At 47.7% G+C, this 24,362-nt stretch carries 21 protein-coding genes; 11 read left to right on the plus strand and 10 right to left on the minus strand.

Annotation, left to right across the window (positions count from 1 at the left end):
• Positions 1-213: 213 nt before the first annotated feature.
• From CLR69_RS01125 to CLR69_RS01150, 6 genes are all read left to right on the plus strand, one after another.
• The gene (locus tag CLR69_RS01125; RefSeq protein ID WP_129711887.1) at positions 214-1,278 is read left to right on the plus strand and encodes an ABC transporter substrate-binding protein; all 1,065 of its coding nucleotides are present in this window, start codon (positions 214-216) and stop codon (positions 1,276-1,278) included.
• Positions 1,275-2,294, plus strand: a complete 1,020-nt coding sequence (locus CLR69_RS01130) for a FecCD family ABC transporter permease (protein WP_129711886.1) — start codon at positions 1,275-1,277, stop codon at positions 2,292-2,294. The genes CLR69_RS01125 and CLR69_RS01130 overlap by 4 nt, the downstream gene beginning before the upstream one ends.
• A gap of 1 nt (position 2,295) precedes the next feature.
• Positions 2,296-3,066, plus strand: a complete 771-nt coding sequence (locus CLR69_RS01135; protein ID WP_129711885.1) for an ABC transporter ATP-binding protein — start codon at positions 2,296-2,298, stop codon at positions 3,064-3,066.
• Complete coding sequence (locus CLR69_RS01140) at positions 3,063-3,797, plus strand: molybdate ABC transporter substrate-binding protein (RefSeq protein ID WP_129711884.1); 735 nt, start codon at positions 3,063-3,065, stop codon at positions 3,795-3,797. Before CLR69_RS01135 ends, CLR69_RS01140 begins: the two co-directional genes overlap by 4 nt.
• A gap of 120 nt (positions 3,798-3,917) precedes the next feature.
• Positions 3,918-5,300: an ATP-dependent RNA helicase DbpA gene (gene dbpA / locus CLR69_RS01145; protein WP_129711883.1), complete on the plus strand. Its 1,383-nt coding sequence runs from the start codon at positions 3,918-3,920 to the stop codon at positions 5,298-5,300.
• Between the two features lie 69 nt (positions 5,301-5,369).
• The gene (locus tag CLR69_RS01150) at positions 5,370-5,942 is read left to right on the plus strand and encodes an alpha/beta hydrolase (RefSeq protein ID WP_129711882.1); all 573 of its coding nucleotides are present in this window, start codon (positions 5,370-5,372) and stop codon (positions 5,940-5,942) included.
• A gap of 104 nt (positions 5,943-6,046) precedes the next feature.
• Here the strand turns inward: CLR69_RS01150 and CLR69_RS01155 are convergent, their stop codons facing one another.
• Complete coding sequence (locus tag CLR69_RS01155) at positions 6,047-6,586, minus strand: hypothetical protein (RefSeq protein WP_129711881.1); 540 nt, start codon at positions 6,584-6,586, stop codon at positions 6,047-6,049.
• A 524-nt stretch (positions 6,587-7,110) separates the two neighbouring features.
• Here CLR69_RS01155 and CLR69_RS01160 point away from each other — a divergent pair.
• The 3 genes from CLR69_RS01160 to CLR69_RS01170 all read left to right on the plus strand — a co-directional run bounded on the left by CLR69_RS01160 (position 7,111) and on the right by CLR69_RS01170 (position 9,280).
• Positions 7,111-7,377, plus strand: coding sequence for a hypothetical protein (locus tag CLR69_RS01160; RefSeq protein WP_129711880.1), 267 nt, complete (start codon positions 7,111-7,113; stop codon positions 7,375-7,377).
• Between the two features lie 129 nt (positions 7,378-7,506).
• On the plus strand, positions 7,507-8,268 hold the full coding sequence (locus CLR69_RS01165; protein ID WP_129711879.1) for a hypothetical protein: 762 nt from the start codon (positions 7,507-7,509) through the stop codon (positions 8,266-8,268).
• A 220-nt stretch (positions 8,269-8,488) separates the two neighbouring features.
• Positions 8,489-9,280, plus strand: coding sequence for an NPP1 family protein (locus tag CLR69_RS01170; RefSeq protein ID WP_129711878.1), 792 nt, complete (start codon positions 8,489-8,491; stop codon positions 9,278-9,280).
• A 108-nt stretch (positions 9,281-9,388) separates the two neighbouring features.
• On the opposite strand, the gene CLR69_RS01175 is transcribed toward CLR69_RS01170, so the two are convergent.
• A complete protein-coding gene (locus CLR69_RS01175; protein ID WP_129711877.1) occupies positions 9,389-10,585 on the minus strand; it encodes an MFS transporter in 1,197 nt (398 codons plus the stop codon).
• A gap of 90 nt (positions 10,586-10,675) precedes the next feature.
• Between CLR69_RS01175 and CLR69_RS01180 the strand changes: the two genes are divergently transcribed.
• On the plus strand, positions 10,676-11,173 hold the full coding sequence (locus tag CLR69_RS01180; RefSeq protein ID WP_129711876.1) for an Lrp/AsnC family transcriptional regulator: 498 nt from the start codon (positions 10,676-10,678) through the stop codon (positions 11,171-11,173).
• A 125-nt stretch (positions 11,174-11,298) separates the two neighbouring features.
• Here CLR69_RS01180 and CLR69_RS01185 read toward each other — a convergent pair whose 3' ends face one another.
• The 4 genes from CLR69_RS01185 to CLR69_RS01200 form a co-directional block, all read right to left on the minus strand.
• Positions 11,299-12,081, minus strand: coding sequence for a hypothetical protein (locus CLR69_RS01185; RefSeq protein ID WP_129711875.1), 783 nt, complete (start codon positions 12,079-12,081; stop codon positions 11,299-11,301).
• On the minus strand, positions 12,078-12,875 hold the full coding sequence (locus CLR69_RS01190; RefSeq protein ID WP_129711874.1) for a lysozyme inhibitor LprI family protein: 798 nt from the start codon (positions 12,873-12,875) through the stop codon (positions 12,078-12,080). The genes CLR69_RS01185 and CLR69_RS01190 overlap by 4 nt, the downstream gene beginning before the upstream one ends.
• 22 nt (positions 12,876-12,897) lie before the next feature.
• On the minus strand, positions 12,898-13,524 hold the full coding sequence (locus CLR69_RS01195) for a hypothetical protein (RefSeq protein ID WP_129711873.1): 627 nt from the start codon (positions 13,522-13,524) through the stop codon (positions 12,898-12,900).
• Between the two features lie 106 nt (positions 13,525-13,630).
• Positions 13,631-14,083, minus strand: coding sequence for a GNAT family N-acetyltransferase (locus CLR69_RS01200; protein WP_129711872.1), 453 nt, complete (start codon positions 14,081-14,083; stop codon positions 13,631-13,633).
• Between the two features lie 1,225 nt (positions 14,084-15,308).
• Between CLR69_RS01200 and CLR69_RS01210 the strand changes: the two genes are divergently transcribed.
• Positions 15,309-15,569 carry a helix-turn-helix transcriptional regulator gene (locus CLR69_RS01210; RefSeq protein ID WP_129711870.1) on the plus strand — a complete coding sequence of 87 codons (261 nt, stop codon included), beginning with the start codon at positions 15,309-15,311 and terminating at the stop codon, positions 15,567-15,569.
• Positions 15,570-15,879: 310 nt separating this feature from the next.
• Here the strand turns inward: CLR69_RS01210 and CLR69_RS01220 are convergent, their stop codons facing one another.
• The 4 genes from CLR69_RS01220 to CLR69_RS01235 form a co-directional block, all read right to left on the minus strand.
• Positions 15,880-16,125 carry a helix-turn-helix transcriptional regulator gene (locus CLR69_RS01220; RefSeq protein ID WP_129711869.1) on the minus strand — a complete coding sequence of 82 codons (246 nt, stop codon included), beginning with the start codon at positions 16,123-16,125 and terminating at the stop codon, positions 15,880-15,882.
• A 419-nt stretch (positions 16,126-16,544) separates the two neighbouring features.
• Positions 16,545-19,316 carry a hypothetical protein gene (locus CLR69_RS01225; RefSeq protein WP_129711868.1) on the minus strand — a complete coding sequence of 924 codons (2,772 nt, stop codon included), beginning with the start codon at positions 19,314-19,316 and terminating at the stop codon, positions 16,545-16,547.
• Entirely contained in the window at positions 19,316-21,814 is a 2,499-nt protein-coding gene (locus CLR69_RS01230; RefSeq protein WP_129711867.1) for a hypothetical protein, read from the minus strand. Before CLR69_RS01230 ends, CLR69_RS01225 begins: the two co-directional genes overlap by 1 nt.
• A complete protein-coding gene (locus tag CLR69_RS01235; protein WP_129711866.1) occupies positions 21,814-24,348 on the minus strand; it encodes a hypothetical protein in 2,535 nt (844 codons plus the stop codon). Before CLR69_RS01235 ends, CLR69_RS01230 begins: the two co-directional genes overlap by 1 nt.
• Positions 24,349-24,362: the final 14 nt, after the last annotated feature.

Here is a 24,362-nt window from a genome sequence, read left to right on the forward strand (position 1 = left end):
AGTTTATCTGACCAATCGTGAACAGAATAAACAATCTTTTTGGCAGATGATTGCTGACTCGTGCGTGTAAATAGCACCTTGTTATTTAGGGAACATGCATCCCGGTTCATCTACCTCAAAATTGGTATCTAAATATTATTATGAGTGAGATCAGTATTTTCTTTTTCTTTATCGCTGTATCCTTTTATATATAACGGAAATCAGGATACAAACATGATAAAGAAATTTGGCTATACGCTGTGGTTCACCGGACTGTTTTTGGTGTTTTCTAACGCATGGGCGGTGCGTCAGGTGACTGACCAACTGGGGCGCAATGTGACTATTCCCGACCACGTTAATCGCGTGGTGGTGTTACAGCATCAAACCTTAAATCTGCTGGTGCAATTGGATGCACAGGAAAGTGTCGTTGGTGTGTTGTCCAGTTGGAAGAAACAGTTGGGGGAGCATTATTTGCGGTTGGCACCACGTTTGGCGGATTTACCGATGCCGGGCGATCTCACTCAGATCAATATTGAAAGCCTGCTGAAGCTGTCGCCGCAGGTGGTTTTTGTCGCTAACTATGCACCACCGGAAATGATTGCACAGATTGAGCGAACCGGAATTCCGGTTGTGGCGATCTCGCTGCGCCAAGATCAACCGGGAGAGGCCGACAAAATCAATCCTACGATGAGTGATGAAAATACGGCGTATAACGAAGGGCTCAAGGTAGGAATTCGGCTGATTGGTGAAGTGGTTGAACGTCAGAAGCAGGCAGAAGCACTAATCGACTATACGTTTACGCAGCGTAAAAACGTCAGCGCTCGTCTGGACTCTATTCCAGAAGAAAAGCGAATCCGCGTGTATATGGCTAATCCAGACCTGACAACCTACGGTTCAGGAAAATATACCGGTCTGATGATGTCGCATGCGGGAGCGTTGAATGTCGCGGCAGCATCGATAAAAGGCTTCAAGCAGGTATCGATTGAAAATGTATTGGCCTGGAATCCACAGGTGATTTTTGTGCAGGACCGCTACCCGGATGTCGTGAAGCAAATCGTCAACGATCCGGCCTGGCAGGCGATTGATGCGGTGAAACAGCATCGTGTGTATCTGATGCCGGAATACGCTAAAGCCTGGGGTTATCCGATGCCGGAAGCGTTAGCGATTGGCGAATTGTGGATGGCGAAAAAACTTTACCCAGAGCGCTTCGCCGATATCGATATGCAAAAAGCCGCTAACGAGTATTACCAGCGATTCTACCGTATGGACTACCGTGTGGAAGATTCCGCAGCCCAATGAGTTATCGCACTTACCGGATCACGCTGCTGACGGTAGTGGTGTTGACGCTGTTGATTGCCGTGTGCTCACTGGGGATCGGGCGTTTTAGCTCGTCTCCGTGGCGCATCGTCCAGATCCTTGTCGAGCCGCTGTCTGGTGGTAACCCTTTACTTGGGGATATTGAGCGGCAAGTGGTGTGGAGTGTTCGTTTACCGCGGGTGTTATTAGCCTGGTGTGCGGGCGCGGCGCTGGCGCTGAGTGGAGCGACGTTACAAGGCGTTTTCCGTAATCCGCTAGTCGATCCGCATATTATAGGTGTGTCTGCTGGTGCCGCCTTCGGCGGTACACTAGCGATTCTATTAAGTTGGACACCGCTGTTTTTGCTGCTGTCGGCGTTTACGTTCGGTATGTTGGCGCTCTTGTTGATTTTCGTGATGGCTGCCGCTTTCGGCAAGCAGAACGTACTGATCTTGATTCTGGCTGGCGTCATCCTCAGCGGCTTCTTCGGTGCGCTGGTCAGCCTGATGCAATATCTGGCGGATACTGAAGAAAAGCTGCCGAGCATCGTGTTCTGGTTACTGGGTAGCTTTGCTACCGCGCACTGGAACTCGCTGACTACGATGGCGGTGCCGTTAGCGCTTGCGGGTGGTTTACTGCTGCGATTGCGTTGGCACGTGAACGTGTTGTCGATGGGCGAGCAAGACGCTCGTGCGCTGGGTGTGGCTGTACAGCCCTTACGCTGGCTGATTTTGAGTTTGTGCGCCGCCATCGTCGCTGCTCAGGTGGCAGTCAGCGGCAGTATTGGTTGGATTGGGCTGGTTATTCCCCATGTTGCACGTATGCTGGTGGGAGCCGATCACCGCCGACTGCTGCCGGTATCGCTGTGGCTTGGTGGGGGCTTTATGGTGCTGGTAGACGATCTGGCGCGTAACCTCAGTGAAGCCGAGATTCCGTTGGGTATTCTGACGGCGCTGCTCGGAGCCCCACTTTTTGCCGTGCTGTTGTATAAAACACAGCGACAGGGTAGAGGACGCTAGCATGTCTACAATCAGGCTATCGACAGAAGAACTGGTGTATGGCTACCAGCAAGGGCAGGGCTTTTTTTCTCCGTTGAATCTGTGCTGTCGGGAAGGCGAAATTACGGTGATTCTGGGCGCGAACGGCAGAGGGAAAACCACGCTGCTGAATACGTTACTGGGAAATTTATCGCCGCTTTCTGGGACGGTTCGGCGCGATGGACACATCGGTTTTGTGCCACAAATATTTACTCCACCGTTTTCCTATAGCGTTCTGGATATGGTGCTGATGGGGCGCGCAGCGCGTGTTCGGCTGTTTGCCATGCCCTCTGCTCATGATATCCACGTGGCTCAGAATGCGTTGACCCTGTTGGGAATCGCATCGCTCGCCGAGTGTGAATTTAGCGCATTGTCTGGCGGGCAACGGCAGCTCGTATTAATTGCGCGTGCATTGGCATCGGAGTGTCAGACGCTGATTCTGGATGAGCCGATGGCGGCGCTTGATGTGCAAAATCAGGCACAGGTACTGCGGCTATTACAGCATCTGGCTAAAATGCAGCGGCTGAGCATCCTGATGACCACCCACGATCCTGCTCACGCCGTGATCGTTGCGGAGCAGGCGCTGCTTCTCATGGATAATCAGCGCTATCTTTATGGCCGCTGTGATGACGTGGTGACGGAGGACAATCTTTCGCGGTTGTACGGAATTCTGGTTCGGCAGGTCTGCGTGGAAATAGCGCCACAGCCGTATCGTGCGCTAATACCGATATTAACCATGACGGAGTCACAATGACGGATCCTCTTCGCCTGTATGCTGCTGGCAGCCTGCGCCTTGCGTTTACTTCTTTGCTGACGACATTCAGTGAACGCTATGCGGTGGAAGTGATACCGACTTTCGGCCCGGCGGGGCTGCTGAGTGAAAAGATGCTGCACGGTGACGCGGTGGATATTTTCGCATCGGCCAATTGCGCGCACCCCTTGCGCTTGAAAACGTTGGGTCTGGCGGAGGAAACCGCCGTGTTTACGCGTAACCATCTTTGCATCGTCATGCGTAATGTGCCGGAACTTACCACGCAATCCTGGTTGATGGCGCTGCTTGATCCACGCTTTGTGCTTTCGACCTCAACACCAGGCAGTGACCCCGGTGGGGACTATGCTTTTCAACTCTTTGACCGTATCGAACACCTGCATCGAGGATGGGGAGATCAACTGCGCAATAAGGCGAAACCACTGGTGGGTGGGGGACTGGACCATGCGATCCCAGCGGGTATGACGGCGGGGAGTTATCTGATTCGGACCGGGCAGAGCGATATGCACATTGGCTATGCCAGTTATCTGCCGTTGCTGCTCAACCAGCCTGATTTGCATGTGGTTCACTTATCCGATCCTTATCGCATTGATGCCGAGTATATGTTGGCCATCATGAAGCCATCCCGACGTGAAGCCCGACTGCTGGCGAACTATCTTTTATCCCCTGAAGGGCAGAGTTTCTTGGTGAATAAAGGGTTTGTCTCGCTGTTTTAGTGGCGCAACGGGAGGTAAATCGGTCAACGATGGCGAACTCTGCTATGATTGCGGCATATCTGCGCCGCTCTTTGGCTCGGCGTCACCTTTCGTCATCTCGTCCTTGGTAGAGTAATCACTGTGAGTACAACCTCTTTTTCTTCCCTTGCGCTGCCTGCAGAGCAGTTATCCAATCTTAATGAACTGGGCTATACCGACATGACGCCAGTCCAGGCGGCGACGCTGCCAGCCGTTCTTAGCGGCGCAGACGTGCGGGCCAAGGCGAAAACCGGTAGCGGCAAAACGGCGGCGTTCGGGATTGGTCTGTTGGATCGTATTGTGGTAAGCGATTTTACTACACAGGCACTGGTACTGTGTCCGACGCGTGAACTGGCCGATCAGGTCAGCAAAGAGCTGCGTCGTCTGGCACGTTTTGCACAAAACATTAAGATTCTGACACTGTGCGGCGGTCAGCCGATGGGGCAGCAGCTCGATTCTTTGGTTCACGCACCGCACATTGTTGTCGGGACGCCGGGACGTATTCAGGATCATTTACGCAAGCAGTCACTGTCCTTGGATAGCCTGAAAGTACTGGTGTTGGATGAAGCGGATCGCATGCTGGACATGGGCTTTACTGACGCCATTGATGATGTTATTTCCTATACGCCGTCCGATCGTCAAACGTTGCTCTTTTCCGCCACGTACCCGGAAGAGATCGAACAGATCAGCGCACGAGTTCAGCGTCAGCCGCAGCGTTTCGAGGTTGCAGATGATGTGGAAGAGTCTGCCATTGAACAACGTTTCTATGAGACAACGAAAGATCAGCGTCTGCCGCTGCTGATTGCCATTCTGAGCCATTATCAACCAGCATCCTGCGTAGTGTTCTGCAACACGAAACGTGATTGCCAGAGCGTATTTGACGCACTGGACATGCGTGGAATTAGCGTATCTGCGTTACATGGTGATTTGGAACAGCGCGATCGCGATCAGGTCCTGGTGCGTTTTGCTAACCGTAGCTGTCGCGTGCTGGTGGCGACCGATGTTGCGGCTCGCGGTCTTGATATCAAAGAGTTGGCGCTGGTGGTGAATTTTGAGTTGGCTTTCGATCCTGAGGTTCACGTGCACCGTATTGGTAGAACAGGCCGTGCGGGTACGCAGGGACTGGCTGTAAGCCTATGTACGCCACAGGAAATGAACCGCGCTAACCTGATTGAAGACTATATCGGTATGCGAATTAAATGGACATCGGCGGATGAGGTTAGCCGCAGTGGTGATGTTGCGCTCGAACCAGAGATGATGACGCTGTGTATTGATGGTGGCAGAAAAGCCAAAATTCGCCCCGGTGATATTCTTGGTGCATTAACTGGCGATGCAGGATTAACGGCAGCGGAAGTCGGGAAAATTGATATGTTCCCTCTGCACGCTTATGTCGCTATCCGTAAAGCCAGCGCGAAACGAGCGTTGCAACAGCTCCAGAAAGGTAAAATCAAAGGAAAAAGCTGTAAGGCCAGATTGTTAAAGTAACCGGTGGCTGATATACCAGACAGGGTAAAATGGGAGTCACTGGGTAACTGACAGGAGTGTTAAGGGCGGATGCAGACAACAGAAATCGATCGGCGGCTGACGGAAGTGAGCCAGCAGCTAACGATGGTGCTGGTGCCGGGGTTGAGGGACAGCGATGACGAACACTGGCAAAGCCATTGGGAACAGCGTTTTCCTCACTGGCAGCGTATACGCCAGCGGGAATGGTATCAGGCCGATTTGGATCGCTGGGTGTTGGCTATCCGTCGTGAACTCAGTGTGTGTAAGCACCCCGTGATTCTTATCGGCCACAGCTTCGGTGCGTTGGCCGCGTGCCATGTTGTGCAACAAGGCCAGGAAGGGATCGCGGGCGTCATGCTGGTTGCACCAGCCGAACCCATGCGCTTTGAGATTGACGATCGCATTCAGGCTTCACCGTTGTTGGTTCCAACACTGACATTCGCCAGCCATAACGATCCGCTGATGAGTTTTACTCGCGCCCAATACTGGGCGCAGGCGTGGGAAAGTGAATTGGTTGATGTGGGTGAGGCTGGACATATAAATGCAGAGGCGGGGTTTGGACCCTGGGAATATGGCCTGACAAGATTAGCTGAGTTTTCTGAAGCACTCATTACTAATCGTTAATCGGCCAGTTTTCATCAAGTAGATATCTTACATTATTAAGATAACGTTATATTTTTATTTAATGCCAGGGCAATGGATCTATTTGTCTTGGCATTTATTTCTTATTAAGACTGTTCTTCTTGATCGCTTGAACCATGCATCATCTCTTGAATCTGCTGATAAACTTCTGCTGCAGACAAATTGCTATATGACGTTTTGCTCTCAAAATGTAATACCTGTTCTCCCCCAGAACTATGAAGTGCGCTCATGAGAGCTAAATCTTCCTCTGTGATGCGCTGTCCTGTAAAGGCATCAAACATTTCAGAATTACCATCTGGATATTTAACTACAGAAACGAGCTTACCGTTGTACAACGGAATACCCGTCATCGCCAGAGAGTATTCTGTTGCGGTTTTCTGTTGTGCCTTAACCTGTTCAGGTGGAGGAGCATCCTTCTCTTCAGCAGCACGCTTCTTTTGAGAAGACAGCGTGACCTTCGTGCTCTCGTTTGAATTCGGCATATTTTGCGAATCGGAATTTGCCGATGTGTCTGTTTTATTTCCTGGGCTGATGGCTGCAACGACAGTCGGATTGGCCGCCGCGCCAATAGGAGGCATTGTAGCGGGGGTTGTCGTACTCACAATTTGAATATCTGGAATCACCACAGTATAACTCCTTCTTATATCTATTTAATGCTGGTAATGGTTTTACCAGTGAGTTAATTCAGTGTGTTAAAACCATATGCACTAATGCCGCAGTCGTTGAAATTCAGGCCATCAACACAAGCAGGTTAATTGTCTTCCTTGGAAGTGGTATCAATCTGCTGAGCATAATTTCCTGTTGTTCAACACGATGGTGTTAATGAAATGGTTCAGTCAGAACACGATTAATGTAAAACAGTATTTATGCCAAACACTATTTATGCAAAATGCAATTGCATTAAAAAACACCCTATCGCAAAAGGTATCGGCTGTTTTTTTTGCTTCATTAATACCCAAAAGGCATAAGATTTAACTTTTTGATTACCAATCGTGCGACTTTATGTGACCAAATCTCTCAAATTTTAAAAAATATAAAACTATCATGGCATTAGCATGATTCCGTGATACCTCTTGCCATGTATGTGCTCTACAAGTGCAGGGGAACGCGATACACTGTTTTCCTTATCTTTATCCTGTTAAGAAGTGCTATGCCCAGTATTAAATTGACGGTTAACTATTTGTATCGGCAATCCAACGAAACGCGCGAAGCGTCACAGGCGACAGCCCGCGTATTTGTTGGTGATGAGCTTATTGCTACAGAGGTGATTACCGGTATGACGGAAATCCCGGTTAATAAGTATTTGCACTATTCAGGGCCTGAAGAGCGGCCTATGCGTATCGAATGGGATTGTGAGGGAACAACGTCGATGACCGTGTCCGAGGTAGAAACCTGCCCCTGTTGCCACCATGATTAACCTGACATGCTGAAGCTACGCACCGTTTTTGAACGATTCGACTTCATGATTAACGCACTAAATAACGCAAGTTGCACAAAAGCCAACGCACATGCGGCTTGAAATATGACGGGTAGACAGGGTGAATGTATGAGAGTAGTGGTATCAACCTTAATAGCCTGTGGATTGTGGACGGCAACAGGGGGAGCGCATGCTGGCTGGTATGTCGTGAGCAATTACGAGGGTCACATTGGGCCTTACCCGGTACATTTTTCATTGCAGAAATACAGCATTGACCAAGACAAGAATCTGCTCGGGAGCTACTTTTACGATAAATACCGAGCGCCTATTCCTTTGTATGGACGGCTCTCGGAAACATCCCTTGAGATCTGCGAAATTCATACCCCTCAGGACTATGATAAATATATCATTCAGGGTGTTAAGTCTGATATTGATACGACCCACTGCCCATTTAAATTGACGGAAATCGGGGAAGAACTCCGAGGCGAGTGGTCAAACGGAAAGGCACGTTATGATGTTAACTTACGGCGTGTGGCATCCTTTGACGATAGTGAGCAACCCGCAAAGTTAGAAGGGCAGGTTGATATTCCTTTCTGGGGGCAAACGGCGACGCATAGTTTCATTGGGGTGTATCAAAACAGCGATACGGGGATGGTTGTTGAAGGCATTAAAGCGATCAACAAGAAGAATGGCAATGTCGATCAGCTTCTCAAGCCTGATTTTCAGCAATGCCAGTTTGGTTTTTTTATGACCCCAGTGTATATGAATATTGAGAACGGTGTAGATAATCGTAGCATTACGTTGAACTGCTATTCCCACGGCGGAGGCGATATTCTACTAGAGTATCGTTTTGATGCGACAAGCCAGCATTATGATGTGGTAAGCGAATAAATATTCTAACGTATTAGAATATTTAATTGTTGTTGTATTTAAAATCCATGCATTATTTTGCAGGCTAAATATATCTTTATTTATTGTTGGAAATAAATGATTTTTATTTCCTCTTCTTTCTTGTTAAAAATGTTCCTTCCTATACTTTCATCATGGTTATATTTCTTAACTATTGATGATATTGGTTTTAAAAGGACTATCCTTTGCTAAAGGAGTTAATATGCTTTCAGGAAAGAAAACAATTCTAGTCTTCTCAATGTTGTTCGCCACTTTTTCTTCACATGCAGATAATTTCCCTAAGTTGAATCAAGCTTTGCCATCAGGAATTGATGCACGAGCGATTGCACCAGTATTTGATTTTGATACGGATGGCTGTCTCCCCAGCGCAGGAGTAAGCCGTAGTGGTGAGCAGAACGGCGGGTTGAAGCCAACAGGAAATATAACAGGGGGATGCCGATGGAGTAACTTTCTTGACTCGTCAAATACCTTACACCGATATGCCTGTATTAACTCCGGTGGTTCTCGCTATTGCGGTAGCTTCTATGCACTCTATTTTCTAAAAGATCAGATATTAAGTGGTGTCAATTCAGGTCACCGCCATGATTGGGAGCATGTCGCAATCTGGACTAAAAATGGTGTAGTAACACATGGTAGCTACAGTGCACATGGTAAATTAACGACTAAGGATGCGTCAAGTATCGACAAGCAGGATGGTCATCTGAAATTTGTTTATCACAAAGATGGTGCATTAACCCATGCTTTCCGTTTCTCTAAAACTAATGAAGAAGCGGAAAATCCGTATAAAAAATTTGTAACGCCAGACATTATCAGCTGGTACTCAATGTATGGTGATGGCATTAATAATCAAGAGTTACGTAACCGATTAAATGCCTTTGACTATGATTCAGCGTCAATTCCTCTTAAAGATAATAATTTCCTGACTAACCTGAATAATGGCCGACCGGCTGGTTATCCAGAATTTACAGATGCCAGCATAACAGCATCGAAATAATCAGGATAAGAGAGGTATGGTCACACATACCTCTTTCTATTATGGGATTCCCTTACCCTATAAAATCCCTGCGAAGTAATCTATTTCTTAATAAGGGATGGGTATGTATTAATGTCGTTCAGGGGAGCTGGTCGTTCGAATCTGTAACGTGAACAGGATGGAAATCACCACGAAGCCCACCGCCGTATATAGCACCGTCGTATAACCCCAATGCAGATAGATAGCACCAAAAAGCGTATTCCCCACAAAGACGGCCAGATAGGTCACAGCACTATTAAGCCCCATGATTGCGCCGCGTTTCGATGCATCGGTTGTGTTCAATCCAGTGATTAGCAAATTGACGCACAGGTGATTCGCGGTGCCCAGAAAAAGCATCAACACGCACACAGTAGGTAAGCTATTTCCTGAAAGGGCGAAAATGAGATACACCGCCGCTACCGTAAGAAATGAGGCTGGCATAGCCACTCTGGCATTCACTTTACTTATCATGGCATCCATAAAAGCCGCTGAACCAAAACCAATGCCGTAGCAAAGTGCGATCAGGCCGTTAGCACTCAGTGGTTGGTGTAGTTCGTGGTACAGATAATTACCCAGGTAGCCATAGACCCCATAAAAGGCAGTCATGAACCCGCCACATGCAGCCAACAATGGTTTCACGCCAGGCACGCTCAGTGCTGCAAGGGGCGATGATGATGTCCGCGTGATATTTTCATCTCGGTTACCCAGACGGGAAAGGATGACGATAGCCAAAACGGCAAGTACACCAATCGCCAGATAAACGACACGCCAATGAAATTGCTCTGCCAGAATCGACGCGAGTGAAACACCAGCGACAAGGCTCAATGTCCAGCCAGTAAGAACGACACCCGTTGTTTTACTTTCCAATCCTTTGGGGGCGATAGCCGCTGCGGTGGTATAAATTGCCGGAATCGCTATGCCGGACGCAATGCCTGCAATGAGCTGGCTGGCGATCAGCCACTTGACGGAAGAGGCGGTCGCGCTGGAAATCAAAGCGACGACCAGTAGGATCATTGCGTTCTTCAACATTCTAAAAGCGCCAAATCGATCGATATATCGTGCTAGAAACAGGGCGCTTAGTGCTGTTCCCAGGCCAAATGCGGCCGAGGCTAACATGACTGACTGCGAGATGCTTTTGAACGATGTGGCGATCTCAGGAGCGATGGGGCCCATGAGTAAAGAATTTGATCCAATCACGCCGATACAGAACGTCAGCACATAAGCCGCGCTCGGTACACGAAGCGTGCTTGAATTGGCATGCAATTCGGCATGTTGATGTTGTGACATTGAAATTTCGCTTTTTGCTTAATATGATTCGGATAAAACACTATCAACCAAATGAAATTAGTTTTAAATAAGGAATGAAAGAATGAAAGAATGAAAATAAATAAAGATGACATTAAGCAAAAAGTCATTCCTACACGGGATATTGATGCAACTGACAGAAGATTATTAAGAGAACTGGTTGGCGATGCCACGCTGAGCTATGCCGAACTGGGAGAGAAAGTCGCGCTTTCAGCTCCTGCCGCGCATGAGCGGGTTAAGCGACTTCGGCGCGACGGTGTGATACGGAAAACGGCTGCGTTGCTCGATCCTGCTGCGATAAAAAAGAACCTTTTGGCATTTGTGCACGTTGATACCAGCGGCTGGGGCGTTTCATCTGAGTTGATGGAGATAACACGCAATTCTGATGTTGAAGAGGTACATTCGGTTGCAGGTGATGCGGCGCTGATCCTCAAAATCCGCACCGAAGACGCCCAATCGCTGGAAAAGCTCCTGTTTCAGCTTTATGCCGTGCCTGGTGTTAGCTCGACACGCTCGTATATTGTTCTGTCGACCTATCTTGAACGTCCTGTACAACCGAGCGATAACTGATGTGCGCTGAGTTATGACAATTACCAATTTTTCTCAATGAATGCGTCTCTACAAATCTCAGATCGTTGCCACTCAATTCACAATGATCTGAGATGCACTATTTTATTTATAGCTATGCTGAATGTTTAATCTGGCAATAAGTTTGCCATTTGCTCGTCTATTATGTCGCTGTGACAGCGATAAATCTTAATGTTTTCTTTTATTGAAAGACGCTTTCCTTCTGATGAAGGTATTCTACCGCATTTTTCATTTCTTTCTTTATCCCATGTTTCTTGTCTAGATTTTTCTCGAACCCCATTTCCCAGCATACTATTCGAATTCTGAATAAATGAGTCATAACGGTTTTTTTCATTTCTAAGCGTTTCTTCTTGCGCTTTTTTTGTGATTTTTTCGGCGTTTTCACTGAGCCAGGCTACGCCATAAATTGCTCTGGACAGGGCATCATAAGGTTTTTTTTCTACTTTTATTTCCTTTTCATTATCGAGAATTTTGAGATCGTAGGAAAATGATGGAATGACGATCTTGTTATCACTGAGCCTATTATCTTTGCTTTCACCTGTTTTAGTAAAAAGGTTATTGCCAATTTTATCCATTTCATCTTTTGTGTACAAAAGATCGTCTTCATTAAGAATGATATCGATGATCTCCTGACTTACGGGAATTTCAACCCGCAGGCTACACGAGAATGCTTTTCCCCAGCGTGGCTGAGTTGATAATTTAGAATAAATCACACTCACAGTATCAACAGATTGAGACGGGGAATTATGGAAAAGTGCTTTTGCACGGTCGGCAAACGTTTTTTTAACGACTTCCACTGCATTCAGATCGCTGCATTGAAGGTCTTCCTTGGCATACGCTGACGTGCAAGTGAGGATAATTCCAATCATGACATAGAGAAGCCTTTTCATTTCTTATCCTTGTTTTCAATCAATCCAAGCTGTGCCAGCCTTTCCCTAGTCATCTGCTGTTGGCAAGTATAAATTGTGGCTTGATCTTCCATTGATCGGTTGTTATTCGCGATAGTTTCTATTGCACCGCATTTTTTATTTTTGTTTTTTATCCACTGCCGTGCATCCTCTTTCAGTTGCCCTTTAATATAATCGGGCAAGTTACTCCAGTAAGCATTTAGCGCACTATCGGCCTCTCTGAATTCGACAATGGATTTATTATATTTAAAACGTGGTGATTGTTCTTCCAGCCTCGCTGCATTTTCTTGTAACCAGGCCAAGCCATAAAGTGTGCGTGAGACTAACTCATCATGTGGATAAATAATATTGGTTTCTTGCTGATTATCAGCAATATGAACATTATAATAAACACGATCTAATGCGATATATTCATCTCCTTTTTTGTGGAGGTAAAGATTTAAAAGGTAAATGCTTTTTGCTTTAGGATCTCCATTTTCCAAAATAGGATAGTATTTTAAAAAATTTAACACATCGAATGGGATTTTTATCTTGGCTTTGCCAAAGCAGCTTAGGTTATTTTTTGTTTTCAGTTTTGTGACAATGATATCATATTCAAATTCAATTTGTTTAATTGTCTCTAAAGATACACGGTTGCTAATGGGGTGTGCTTTTTCTTGATCTTCTTTGATTAACGACTGAATGACGAGAGGACTACGACACACAAGATTATTTGCGTTAACATAGTGTGATGAAAGTATTATCAAGAATAGAGATTTTATTATGATCTTTATCATTTTCAATTCCATTGAAATCACGTTAGCAGGACATGCAGATTCGTTTATCTGAAGATGAATATGAGTTGGCACCGACCATCTTATAGGTCTCATTTGTTTTTTTGAATTGATAGATATAAGCGCCTTCGCCTGCTTCTTGTCTAAGTTCAGATTCCCTTTCGTTAAGTAGATTGATGGCAATACCTTTGAGGCCTGGAGGAGATATGATGTCCATCTGGATATTAATGATACCTGATGATAGTGTATAGTAATTCATGACGAAGACCGAACCTGCATCTGTGTAGGATTTTTCAAAATATTTTTCTGACGCCGGTATCTTTTTTATTTCTTGCAGAAATGAAATAAAAGCCGCTTTTCCATTTGAACCATTGAAGATGAAGCTGGAATCAGATTCCAGTTTTGGCATTATTTCGTTGTTTTTATAACTTATTTTATTTTTTCTCGCTATGCTCACACCATAGTTAGCAGGAATAAAATAGGAGTCAGTGAGTTCAATAAATTGGTTATAGTCTTTTTGTGATAATTTACTTTTTTGCAATACATTGGTGAAATCTGTCACAAACGTGGAGAAGTCTTGTGCATATACCCCATTGGAGAGAGGAAGGAAAAGAAAAGGCCAAACAACGTTTTTTATATAACTCCGTTTCATAATAAACACGCATTCCTTATAAATAATGAATAAATCCTTTTTATATTATAAGGTTATTCATGGTTTCACGTATATATTCTTTGTCATTCAAACCACGATTGACGCTTTACGGGCAGCCTTGTCTGCTACGTTTCATCTTTAATTCATTATCAGTACTATCAACGATCTTAAAACCTAAGCGCTGGTAGAGCGTTATTGCCCTGTTGCCCTTTAAAACACTCAGAGTAACGGGGACATTGGCTTCATCCGCCTGCTGCAAAAATCTGTTTAATAGCCACTCTGCAATACCCTGTCCTTGATAGGTTGGCAAAATCTGGATTTGTATAATGACCCATTCATTGACGCCCTTGTGTCGTTTGAATAACCCAATAGGCTCAGATCCTATAAGCACGATATAGGCGTCTTTATAATGGTATTTGATTCGCTGCCAGTGCGCCGAATCATCAGCAATAACGCCAGCTTTTTGGAGATGTTCATCCATCGTAGCGCGGCGAAGTTCGAACAAGAATCCTTCATCCTCCGGTGTAGCCAGACGAAGCGAGATATCGCGACATTCCATATAACCCCGTATTTGTTAGATTAACAGTGTGTGAGCATCTATCTATATTAATAACGTCGAGTAATTACTAGATTTAACATTGCTCTGTTCTTTTCTCGCCATTCTCTCTTGCTGTCGATGTATCTAAAATTTATTGAAGAATTCAAATTGTTGATTATCTGGCAGACTATAGAGTGCAGATTGTTGACGTTCACTCTGGCTTCAAAATTAGACTCGTGGATAATTTCCCCAGTCCAAGCCGACGATAACCGGCGTTCTTATGCAAATGTTGATATCACATCGTAGCTTTTAGCCGACGACGTTTGTGACTTAATTTTATGATTTTATAGGAGTAAATAGAGTTTATTAAGCGCTTTGGGAAGTGTGAGGCCCAGCAGGAGCAAAACGTAAAGATTATTTAATTGATTTATGAGTTATTATTTCCGTTTTGTTTTTGTATATACCCCCAAAAGTACCCCCACATGGTTTTTCGTACTCAATAATTGATGGCTTTTTGTCCACTTAACGGGGCATTTTATCCTAATGCCCCCCATGACCAATAGGGCTCAAAAGGTTGATCTACAGAAAAACCACCAGAGCGGGTAAGCCTTTAATCGGTGTTGCGCGTTCTGGCCCTTCTTTCCTGCATATTCATGCCATGATGCTTTCGCTGATTACCACACATCCAGCATGAGCATAAACATGGGGTTTGGTAGCAGTAACCGATGGCAACAGCACTTCCATCCCCTGCATTATGGTAATGGATACGCTTTTTCTTCAGACGAGACTCATGATGTTTGCGCCATGAGCGATTTCTTTTTTGCATAAGAGAACTCCACGGTGTTAAACGGAGCGGCCACACCTTCGCATGACCGCCTTAACGGGAGCTCTGAATAGATAATTTTTCTCATGGACGGAAATTTACCACACCTCACTTGAGATCGTCACCTGGAAGGGGAAGCTGTAATGTTATAAATAAATAGAACATTGCTGGTTCAGTCAGTTCAGTTGGTTCATTTTATTAAACCATATGATTTTAATGATTAATTTTTTCATTTTTGAACTAACGTAGTGAAGTTTTGAACCAACAAAAGTGCCAAGCTGAACCAACACGGTTTAAGTGCTCCTAGCCATTGTTGTTTTCAGATAACCACTTATTTCCATTATTCGAGTCTGCCTATAGGTTGTTTCATATGGTATCGCCGAATCAGCGCGATGAAGGGAATTACTCCGATCTAGGGAATGCATGAAAAAAGCATATGGAAAGAAACAGCTGGTTGAGGTAGTTCCGCTGTCAATAGCCAGCATTGAGCAACTCGAGCGCAACGGAGAATTTCCGAAGCGCTTCTATATCACAGACCGCCGGGCAGCGTGGAACGCTGACGAGATCGAAGCTTGGCTGGATGAGCGTCAGGCCAACGGTCCAAAAACGTTGCAAACATTCATCCCGCCATCACCGAAGAAACGCGGTCGCCCGCCGAAATCGGATAGTGGTAGGCATCAATGAGCAAACATTCACGCATGCTGGATGACCCCATAATTTACACCAGGGACATATTGGAGCGGTACGGCATCAGCCCTAAAACGCTATGGAAGTGGCGCGATAGAGAGAAAATGCCTACGTGTTTCAAAGAGCCTTTCCCAGCACCAGCGGTTCCTGGTAACCCGAATCGCTGGCGGGAAAGTGATGTGTTGTCATGGGAAGCAAGAAACTCGGCTGGCTGTTAAAGCCAGCTAGAACATCGCCCCATAGTAGCCCAAATGATTGTCATCCGGTAAGCCTCTAAGTGGGTGAAAGTAGTAACCAGCTCATTACTTCAACTTCTTGCTTTTGAGTGATTCGGATTCTTCTCGAATTTCTTGGCCATAGACGGATCGGGTGTCGCGGGGTTCTGCTGGCGGGCATCAAGCCACGCCTCCACACCGTCGCCGTTCCAGGCTACGGCGCGTGCACTTATCTCGAATCGCTTAGGGAACTCTCCAGCCTTTTCAAGAGAGTAAATTTGCGACTCGGACAGCGGAACGATCTCCAACAGTCGTGACTTTCTGATTGCTGATTTCATGCATACCTCGAAATTTAGACATAAAAAAGCCGCTATTGCAGCGGCCATCGTTTATTGAGACATGTCATGGTCAAAATGGTTTCACCTCGGCAGAACTAGGGAATAAGGAGCCTCCCGCTCGATGGCGTGCTATTTATCGCCCGAAAGTTCAGATATCCGTTTTTTCTCTTCCATCCGTTTCCTTTTCCACCATAGCGAGATCAGGCCGTCTTCGTTGTCCTTCTTTTCGCTTCCGCTATCAAATCTATACCCTATAAAATATATAGATACGACAGATGATAACAGCATGAAAATCCAAGGGAATACATCTTCTAGATTTCCGTATCTTATTAAACGGAAGTCGCGATCAACAACCGAAATAATCGCAATGAAAAGGCATATCACATATATCGCTACAATTACCTTTCTAACTTTATTTATCATTCTCCTACCGCCTTACCCCAATCAGGCGCGCGGCGTGGTGCCATGTCGCCCGGATTCCACCAACTGGTTACATCGTATTGGTTGCGTGCGCGATCACGTACACGGTCGTTGTAGCCAGGATTTGCCATCTCTTGCAGTTGCTGCAAGATCAGGTGATTTGTTACCGCCTTTGTATACCACAGATTAGCAAATGGCGTGATCATGCGTGCGGTCTTAATGGCATCAGCACCAAAAGATGTATCCTCACCCATCAGTGCTTTTTGTGGGTTGGTTATCAGCAGCTTCATTATCTGTTCAGCAAACCCAAGCACAGGGCCTCCAATAACGCCTGCAATACTTGATCCGTACTGTGTTTGGTCTTGCAGCAGAAAGTCGCCATAAATGCCAAATGAACCACCTTTCAGCAGGGCTTGTACCCACGCCTTGCCGGTGGTCATGTCGATAGGGTCATTCCCGGTTAGTAATGCATTCATCTGGTTGGCGAACATGCCAGCCAGAGTAGTACCAGCAATATACCCTGCTAGAAACTTTAATGCCGGTACGCGATCGAGGTCTTGTGCACGAGTAACCATCTGGCGAAAACCTGCAAACGGGGTAGTTTTGAATAGCATGAAGCTGCGGGTCAGTTCGCCAGCGGTGTCACGAGCATAGGTATCGATACCGGTTGCGGTAGTCACCGCACTGGTCATTTCACCGTGGGTGATCCCCAGCAGTTTTTGGGCTGCTTCTGCGCGAGCATTACGAATCATACGTGCGATGGTTTGCTCTGTCTCTGCTTCGAATGCTTGGCGCAAATTCCTTGCTCGGGTTTCGCTCATTTCACCCATACTGGAAAGCGCTTGGTCTGCACCGGCGCGCACATCGTTTATTTTGTCGGCTAGGATATCCATGATTTTAGCATCGGGCACTGCATAGATAGCATCTGGCGTCATACCCATATGACCGTTAGGCGTCAGTGGCCGCAACTCTGCCGCATTCATGATCGCCCAATCCTGCGATGTCCATCCCTTGTTGGCGAGAATAGTTTTGTCTGAACCTTTCAGTGCATCTAGAGTGGCATGCTGGCGGGTTAAATTGCCCACATTTTTGTACATCAGCAAGCCAAATGCTGCCTTGTTAGCCCTGTCCATCGCTACCAGGCCAGACCATTTAAGCGTTTTCTCCGCGAACCATCCCGTGATGCCCCGCGTCAGGTCGAAACCACCCATTTTCGATACCACAGCCGCATGGGTATCCACCAGCAGTCCCAGATCGGCGTTGGCGCGTCTTGCGTCACCGCTGAACAGGTTACGCAGTGTATTAGCCGATAGGCGCATGCCGTTACGGTCAAAGCCCAGCGCCTGCGCGGTAGCGCGCATAATGGCCTGATCAGATGTGGCGGTGAATACACTGGTGCCGAGCATGGCAGAAGTCATCAGGTTGCGCAGGCCGCCAATAGCAGACGAGAACACGCCGGAGCTTTGCACACCATTAAGGCCAGCCATTGAGTCAAACATGCGCTCAACCATGGCGCGCTGCGATTGCATATCTTTGGTCGGCAGCCCTGCGCCATCGATCGCCACGCTGTGCTGGTAAATACGATCAACCACCAGACGGAAGTTATTGGCAGCATCGGGGCCGAAGGCTTTAGCTACGCCCAGATCACGCGATGAAGATTGCAGGTGTCCCATCATCACGCCAGCCACAGGTTGTTTGGTGTAGCGCTCCATGTATCCGAAATGGCTGGTCGCATCTTTGAACGCCATCACGCGGCTTTGTGAGCCACGGTTTTTAATGCCACCGGAACCGGCTAATGCACCTGGTTCAATCTTCTGAGCCCCATCCGTTGCCTTGCTTTCAAAGATGGACTCCAACGCTTGGCGGTACTCAATATCGTTCATTTGGGTTCCATCAGGGTTTACGAACTGCGAACGCTCTTGAGTATTCCAAACATCATCAACCCACGCCCGGCGGGCAAAGTCTGCCGGTGGCATGCGGCCAAACGAAATCGCTGCGGTGCGTTCTGCTGGTGGCAGAGATGCCAGCCATTTATCACGTCCGGCAGCACGGATTAAATCGGCATCATCGGCATAAGGCAGGTGCCAATCATCACGCAGACCAATATCAAAACCTGAATCATTCATTTCCTGCCGGGCTCGACTGGTAATATCACCCCAAATTTTTGCCACCTTCTTGGCTGCGGGGTTGCCGCTATCCTCGCCGTACAATTCTTTCAGGATCTGCAACTGCCCAGATTTGGCAGCGGCATGGTTGAACGGAAGGTAGTTGCGTAAGCGCTGTTCGCCCAACGCTTGGGACTGATGAAAAAATTTCTGTACCTCCGAGCCTGCCTCCATCATCTGTGAGCTAAGTTGGCGTGTCCAATCCTGATAGGCACCCGTGGCCAGCTCTTCCGCTGACGTTACATCAACCTCTTTACCGTCTCGCATTCGGCGGCCAGAGAAAATAAACTGCGCCAAATTGGCCGGCGTTTGCTCGTTTTCTGGCACAACGCGGTTCAGCGTCTCGGTTATATTGTTGATGGCGATCGCATTCTGTGCCAGGCGCTGGCGCTTCTTGAAAGCGTCATGCACGACGCGTGCGGCAACATTATCGGCCGCCTGCCGGTATACGTCAGCCGTTGGCATGCCTGATTTTCCGGCGCGGGCGTTCATGCGGGATACCTGCTGCACCGCCTCGCGGATCCGGTCTTCGATGTTTTTCAGTTCGGTAGCCAATGGCTTGCGGCCCAGCGTCTGGGTGATTGCGTCAATGCACTGTTGTTTCATTATGAACTCCTCAAGAAGCAGGCTGCGGCCACACTGTAAACGCGAGATTCTTTCTGTACCTGGGCGATCTGCTCGTCCATATCCGCCAGCGCTTTGGATAACGGCACCATTTCGCCGGTGTCTGGGTGCAAGACGTTAATGTCGGGATTGCTTTGTGACATGTCACGCGCCGCCATCAGGTCATAGCTGTTGCTGGAAATAACCGTGCCGGTATCTGGATCGGTGCTCACCTGCCTGGCACCGTCTTCGGCGGTGCCAGCAAACGCACTGCTCTGGCGTGGTTCCGGCGTCTGGGAGGGCTCTTCGCGCGGCGGTGAATAAGCAACACCGTTTTCCTTAAAAGCTTCTTCCATGGCAGCACGCTGTTGCCTCCCTTGCTCGATTGCATCCGGTTTCATCACACCGTCAAGGCCTCGGATTTGCTGATCCACATTGACGGAATCGCCACGCATCAGTTGTGCTGCCGCCTGATCCATGGCAGCTACATGGGCGTTTACGCTTTCGATACTGCCATGCGCCACTGGTGCAGATTCAATATCATAATGAAGCCCCTCATTCATCACGTGCGCCGCATCCACATCGCTTGGACGGATGTCGGTTTCTCGTACAAGTCCGCGCATGCTTTCGGGGATTATTCCTTGCTCTAAGCGAGAAAGATCGGCCTTTGCTTCATAAAATTGTCCGTTAGGCTGATGTGGAGCTAGTGTTTCCTGTGCTTCCTGTAAACGCTGGCGCGCGCCATCCAACTGACTACTAATTTCATCCAACTTGCCTTGATTGGCTTCATAGTAGCGGCGATTTGCCCCTGAACTACCAGTCGGCGCTGCATCACGGATAGCCGTATCTTCGGCCTCTAGCCTGGTAATCACCCTCTCACTGTTAACAATTTCCGACTGCCAAACTTTTCGATCACCTCGGCTCATCAGTTGACCGGACATATTTTGCAGTTCGGCAATCCGGCCTTCATAGGTTGGCTCTGCTGTAGTGCCAGGCGCTGCCTGGGTGGTGATCGGCTGCTGCTCACCCGGCAGCAGTGCATCGTCACCAGTGCTGGACCTAGGCTTTGCACCGAACGCATCGATTACAGAAGCCTCAAGAGATAAGCCAGACAAGCGTTTTTTAGCCATAGCATTCAACTGTTCGGCAGTCACCTCGCCGAGTTGAATGCCCGTGGTTCTATATATTCCAGCTTTAATCTTACCCGTAAATTCTCGCCATTGATTGACATCAGAAGGAGATAGATCTTCGTAAAGGCCAGCAGAATATGCCCCTGTTTCTTCGGCAGCCAGTGCATTAGGGTTTGGTGCACTTTCAAATTCTCCAGACTCCGATAGCTCAGAAACTATCTTTCGGGAATCTCCAATCACGCTACCAGATTCAGCGCGATCACTAGCATTAGTTATCGCATAAAGTAGCCTCTGGTATTTCTTAGAACTATATCTGCCAATCTCAGAATGGAACGCTTCATGACTTAATGTGTAAGCCAAGCTGCCGCCATCTTCAATGGCCGCTAGATTAAGAGTGATCACCCCGTCCTCACTAGATGTATATCCTTGAGCGGAGTTTTCATCTCGGATGATATTAATGACTCCATTATCTGAAAGTTGCTTTACCAGTGATTCGGTTGCCATTTCATCTGATAGCGTATAATTATCCCCAAAAAATTGTTGCAAGGACTCTTGTGAATAATCATTACGATTAACGGGTTGCGGATTTTTTCCGGCCGTCCAGTGGTAAAAGCCACCAAAAGCTGCTCCCAGTACACCATCCACCAGCAACGCCTGTTTATCCCATGCCTGGTATTGCTTCGCTAGATCTGAGTAGCCGTTATCCTCCAGTGTGTCGCTGACAGCAAACCGGCTAGCGGCACCAAAGCCAGTATTAATGCCTATACCTGATGCCAGTCGGGTTAATAGCCTACCGCCAACACCAGCAGGCAACGCCATGCCCGCGGCGTTTGCTGCTCCCTGTTCTAGCGCTAACGTGTTCGCCGTCTCAGGATCAACTCCTTTTGACAGAAATTCTTGGCGCGATGGCTCGTAGGTGCTGCCAAATGCTGTAACTCCGCCAGCAGCCGGGCCAGCAAAAACAGAAATAGCCATGGCTGGTACGAATTGACCAAGACCATCAATCACTTGCGCCGCTGTTCCCTGTGTGCCAGGTTCTGGCTTTATGTATTCACGCGCTCGCTCCAGCGCCTTGCTGGTGGAATCATAAGCTGCTGTAATTCGCTGATCGGCTTCCGGAAAGAGTGCCTTGAACGCGCCATAGGTAGGAATGAATTCCTGCAAGTATTTGGGATCACTAATCAGTTTCTGGTCTGCGGCTACACCGGACTGCAACACTCCGATAGCACCTTCAGCAATCCCGCGCGGTAAAGCGGAGATCGAACCTGCCATAAACCCAGGCTCATAATCTTCTGGCCGGGCAGCTTTGTTTTGTGCCGCATTATCTGTCCACGCCAGCCCCTCTGGTGCCAGTGAGAAAATATCAGCCATTATTGAACCCTCACGACAATATAATCACCTGTACGGGGATTTAGCGCCCAGCGGCCACTTCCAGCCACCATGCGATATTGATTGTCACCAACGTTAACTGGACGGAAATTGCCGACAGCGCCAGGATTCAACCCCGCTTCAGAAAACACGCCACGCGCTGCACCATGGAAGCGATCTTTGAATGTGCTCTTATCCATGCCAAAAGGCATCACCACGTCGCCGCCGTTGAAGCTTTTATAAACACCGCCGGTGGCATACTGCACTGCTTGATCTGAAAGGTTGGAAGTTACGGCCTTGGAACTCATATCACTTTCTTTTCCAGATGAATATGCCAGCCCAGCATAGGCAGACTTAAACACGCTATAGGTCATCTGGTGCGCCTGCGGGTTGTATTGAAATGCATTACCAACAGCCAAATCGAATGCTTCACGTAACTTATCGTCACTGGGCAACATCACCGGTTGCATGCCAGCCTTTTTCTGCGCCTCTGTAGGATTGACTAACTGATCCCCCAACAGAATAACTTTTGCTGCTTCGTACTTGTCCATGGTGGGTTTGTACTTAATGAACTGGCTATAAGCGATCGTCGATTGCCGGTTGTTGTATTGGTTATCCTCCGGTGCCAGTAGCAGTGAAGCGTACGCAGTGGCGGCGCTATTGGGTGCAATTGAACCAGCAATGCTGCGCAATGCCTGTGGCGGAAGAGAGCGCCCAAAGGCTTGCAGTAGGTTGACAGACTGATCGATGTTGGTTGAACCACGAACCATTTCAGACAGGCCTGCGGCTTCTTGCTTGGACAGTAGGGGGGCATTTATACCGAGGGCTTTAAGCTGATCGGAATTTGCAAAACGAATTTTCACCTCTGCTGCGATATCGTTTGGGTTATTGCTGGTTATCGGTTTAAACGCTCCCATATCCACCGCCGCCTGGTAGGGGTCGGACTCGCGGAGGCTGATTACTCGATCAGCTGCTACCTGAACGTGGTCAAATGCCGTTGAGCGGCCGGCAAACCCTTCACCTTCGCCCAATTTACCCTTCAGGTCAGCCACATATTGGTTGATACTGGCCGTCGGCATGTTGCGAAAAGAGCCAATGTATTGGCCAGCCACACGCATATTTGAAAAGTCTTCGTAGCGCTGTCGCCCTTCACGGTAACCATACGCCTGGATGAACCTTCCTTCCGTCGGCGCGTTAGGATACTCAACACCTTTCAGGTATGAGGCGGTGGCGTCCTGAACAACGTCAGTAAGTTGTGCCCGGTACTCCGAACGCTGCTGATTCTCCATTGTCATAGCCTGGCGGACGTATCTACCTTGCTCAGACGGATCGAGCAATGAGAATGCAGTGCTTCTGGTAACTCTTCGTCCAGTATCAGGAAGCGTTGAAATACCGAGCGCAGCCTGAATGCCAGAGCCAATCTGCTCCTGTGTATATGGCACGTTGCCGCTATTTTCATGACTGGTGATAGCTGTTGTCATTCGCGCAAGCGTAGCGGGATCGGTAAGGTCAACGGGCGTATTTGCTGGAATACCCATAGCCTTTGAAACATTGGCAACGTAAGCTGCTGTGGCGTCTGCACCATTTTCTGATGGCGGAGCCCACCGATTGATTATCTGATCAATCGTCTGGTATCCCTGTCGGCTATATGAAAGCAGGTTTTTACCCAGCGCACGAATACCATGTTCAGGTGTAGCAAACTGAACAAATCTACCATCATGACCGGTTTGCCCATCCCAACTGTTTTTATCACTAAATTCAATATTGCCGGGGTTGTTGTTTTTTAGGCCTCTAGGCCCCTCTCCCTTTATTGTGGGAACACGAACGCCACCGCCTGAATCTGATGGCTCACCATTTCGCTGTAAAAATTCAGCAACCTGACCAGCACCTAACTGGTTTTCGACGTTTTGTTTAGCGGCGACTTTCTTTGCTTCTGTTAGCTTTGCTTGTATCTGCTCATCGCTCCAGCCATGATTGGTTCCAAATGCTTTTATGTTTTCAGTCATCGACTTAAACCGACCAGCCCAAGCAGGGTTAGATGAATCGGTTTTTGATAACTCATCAATATCTAGATCAAGCGATCCCTGAAATTGCCCATACTGATACTTCTGCGTTTGATCGCGCTCGTATGACCTTACTTGAGTCTCGTATTGCATATCCATACGCCTGATGTTCAGCGATAATTTATCTCGCATCCCCCCTGCAGGCATTCGGCTTAGTATCTCTTCACCTTTTGCTTTTATGTTCCCTATAGTGGCAATGCCGTGCGGCATAGCATCCTTTCCCTGCTTCGTATACAGGCCGTTACTTGGGTCATTAAGCTGACTATTTGCAAATTCCTGATACTCAACCTCACCCTCTTGGGTTTGAGCAAGATCGGCTTTTTGCTTGGCTTCACCAAACGCCTGAGCATAGAGATCTATCGTGTTTGCCAGCCCACCACCCAGCATTTCTGGTGTGGCGCGGTTAACCACTGGTGTAGATGAGAATCCCTGGCTACTGACTTGAGGACCGCGCACTACCGGTACAGTTGGCATAATTAACCTCCAGG

It is taken from the genome of Pectobacterium zantedeschiae (assembly GCF_004137795.1).
In the GTDB taxonomy this organism is placed as follows: domain Bacteria; phylum Pseudomonadota; class Gammaproteobacteria; order Enterobacterales; family Enterobacteriaceae; genus Pectobacterium; species Pectobacterium zantedeschiae.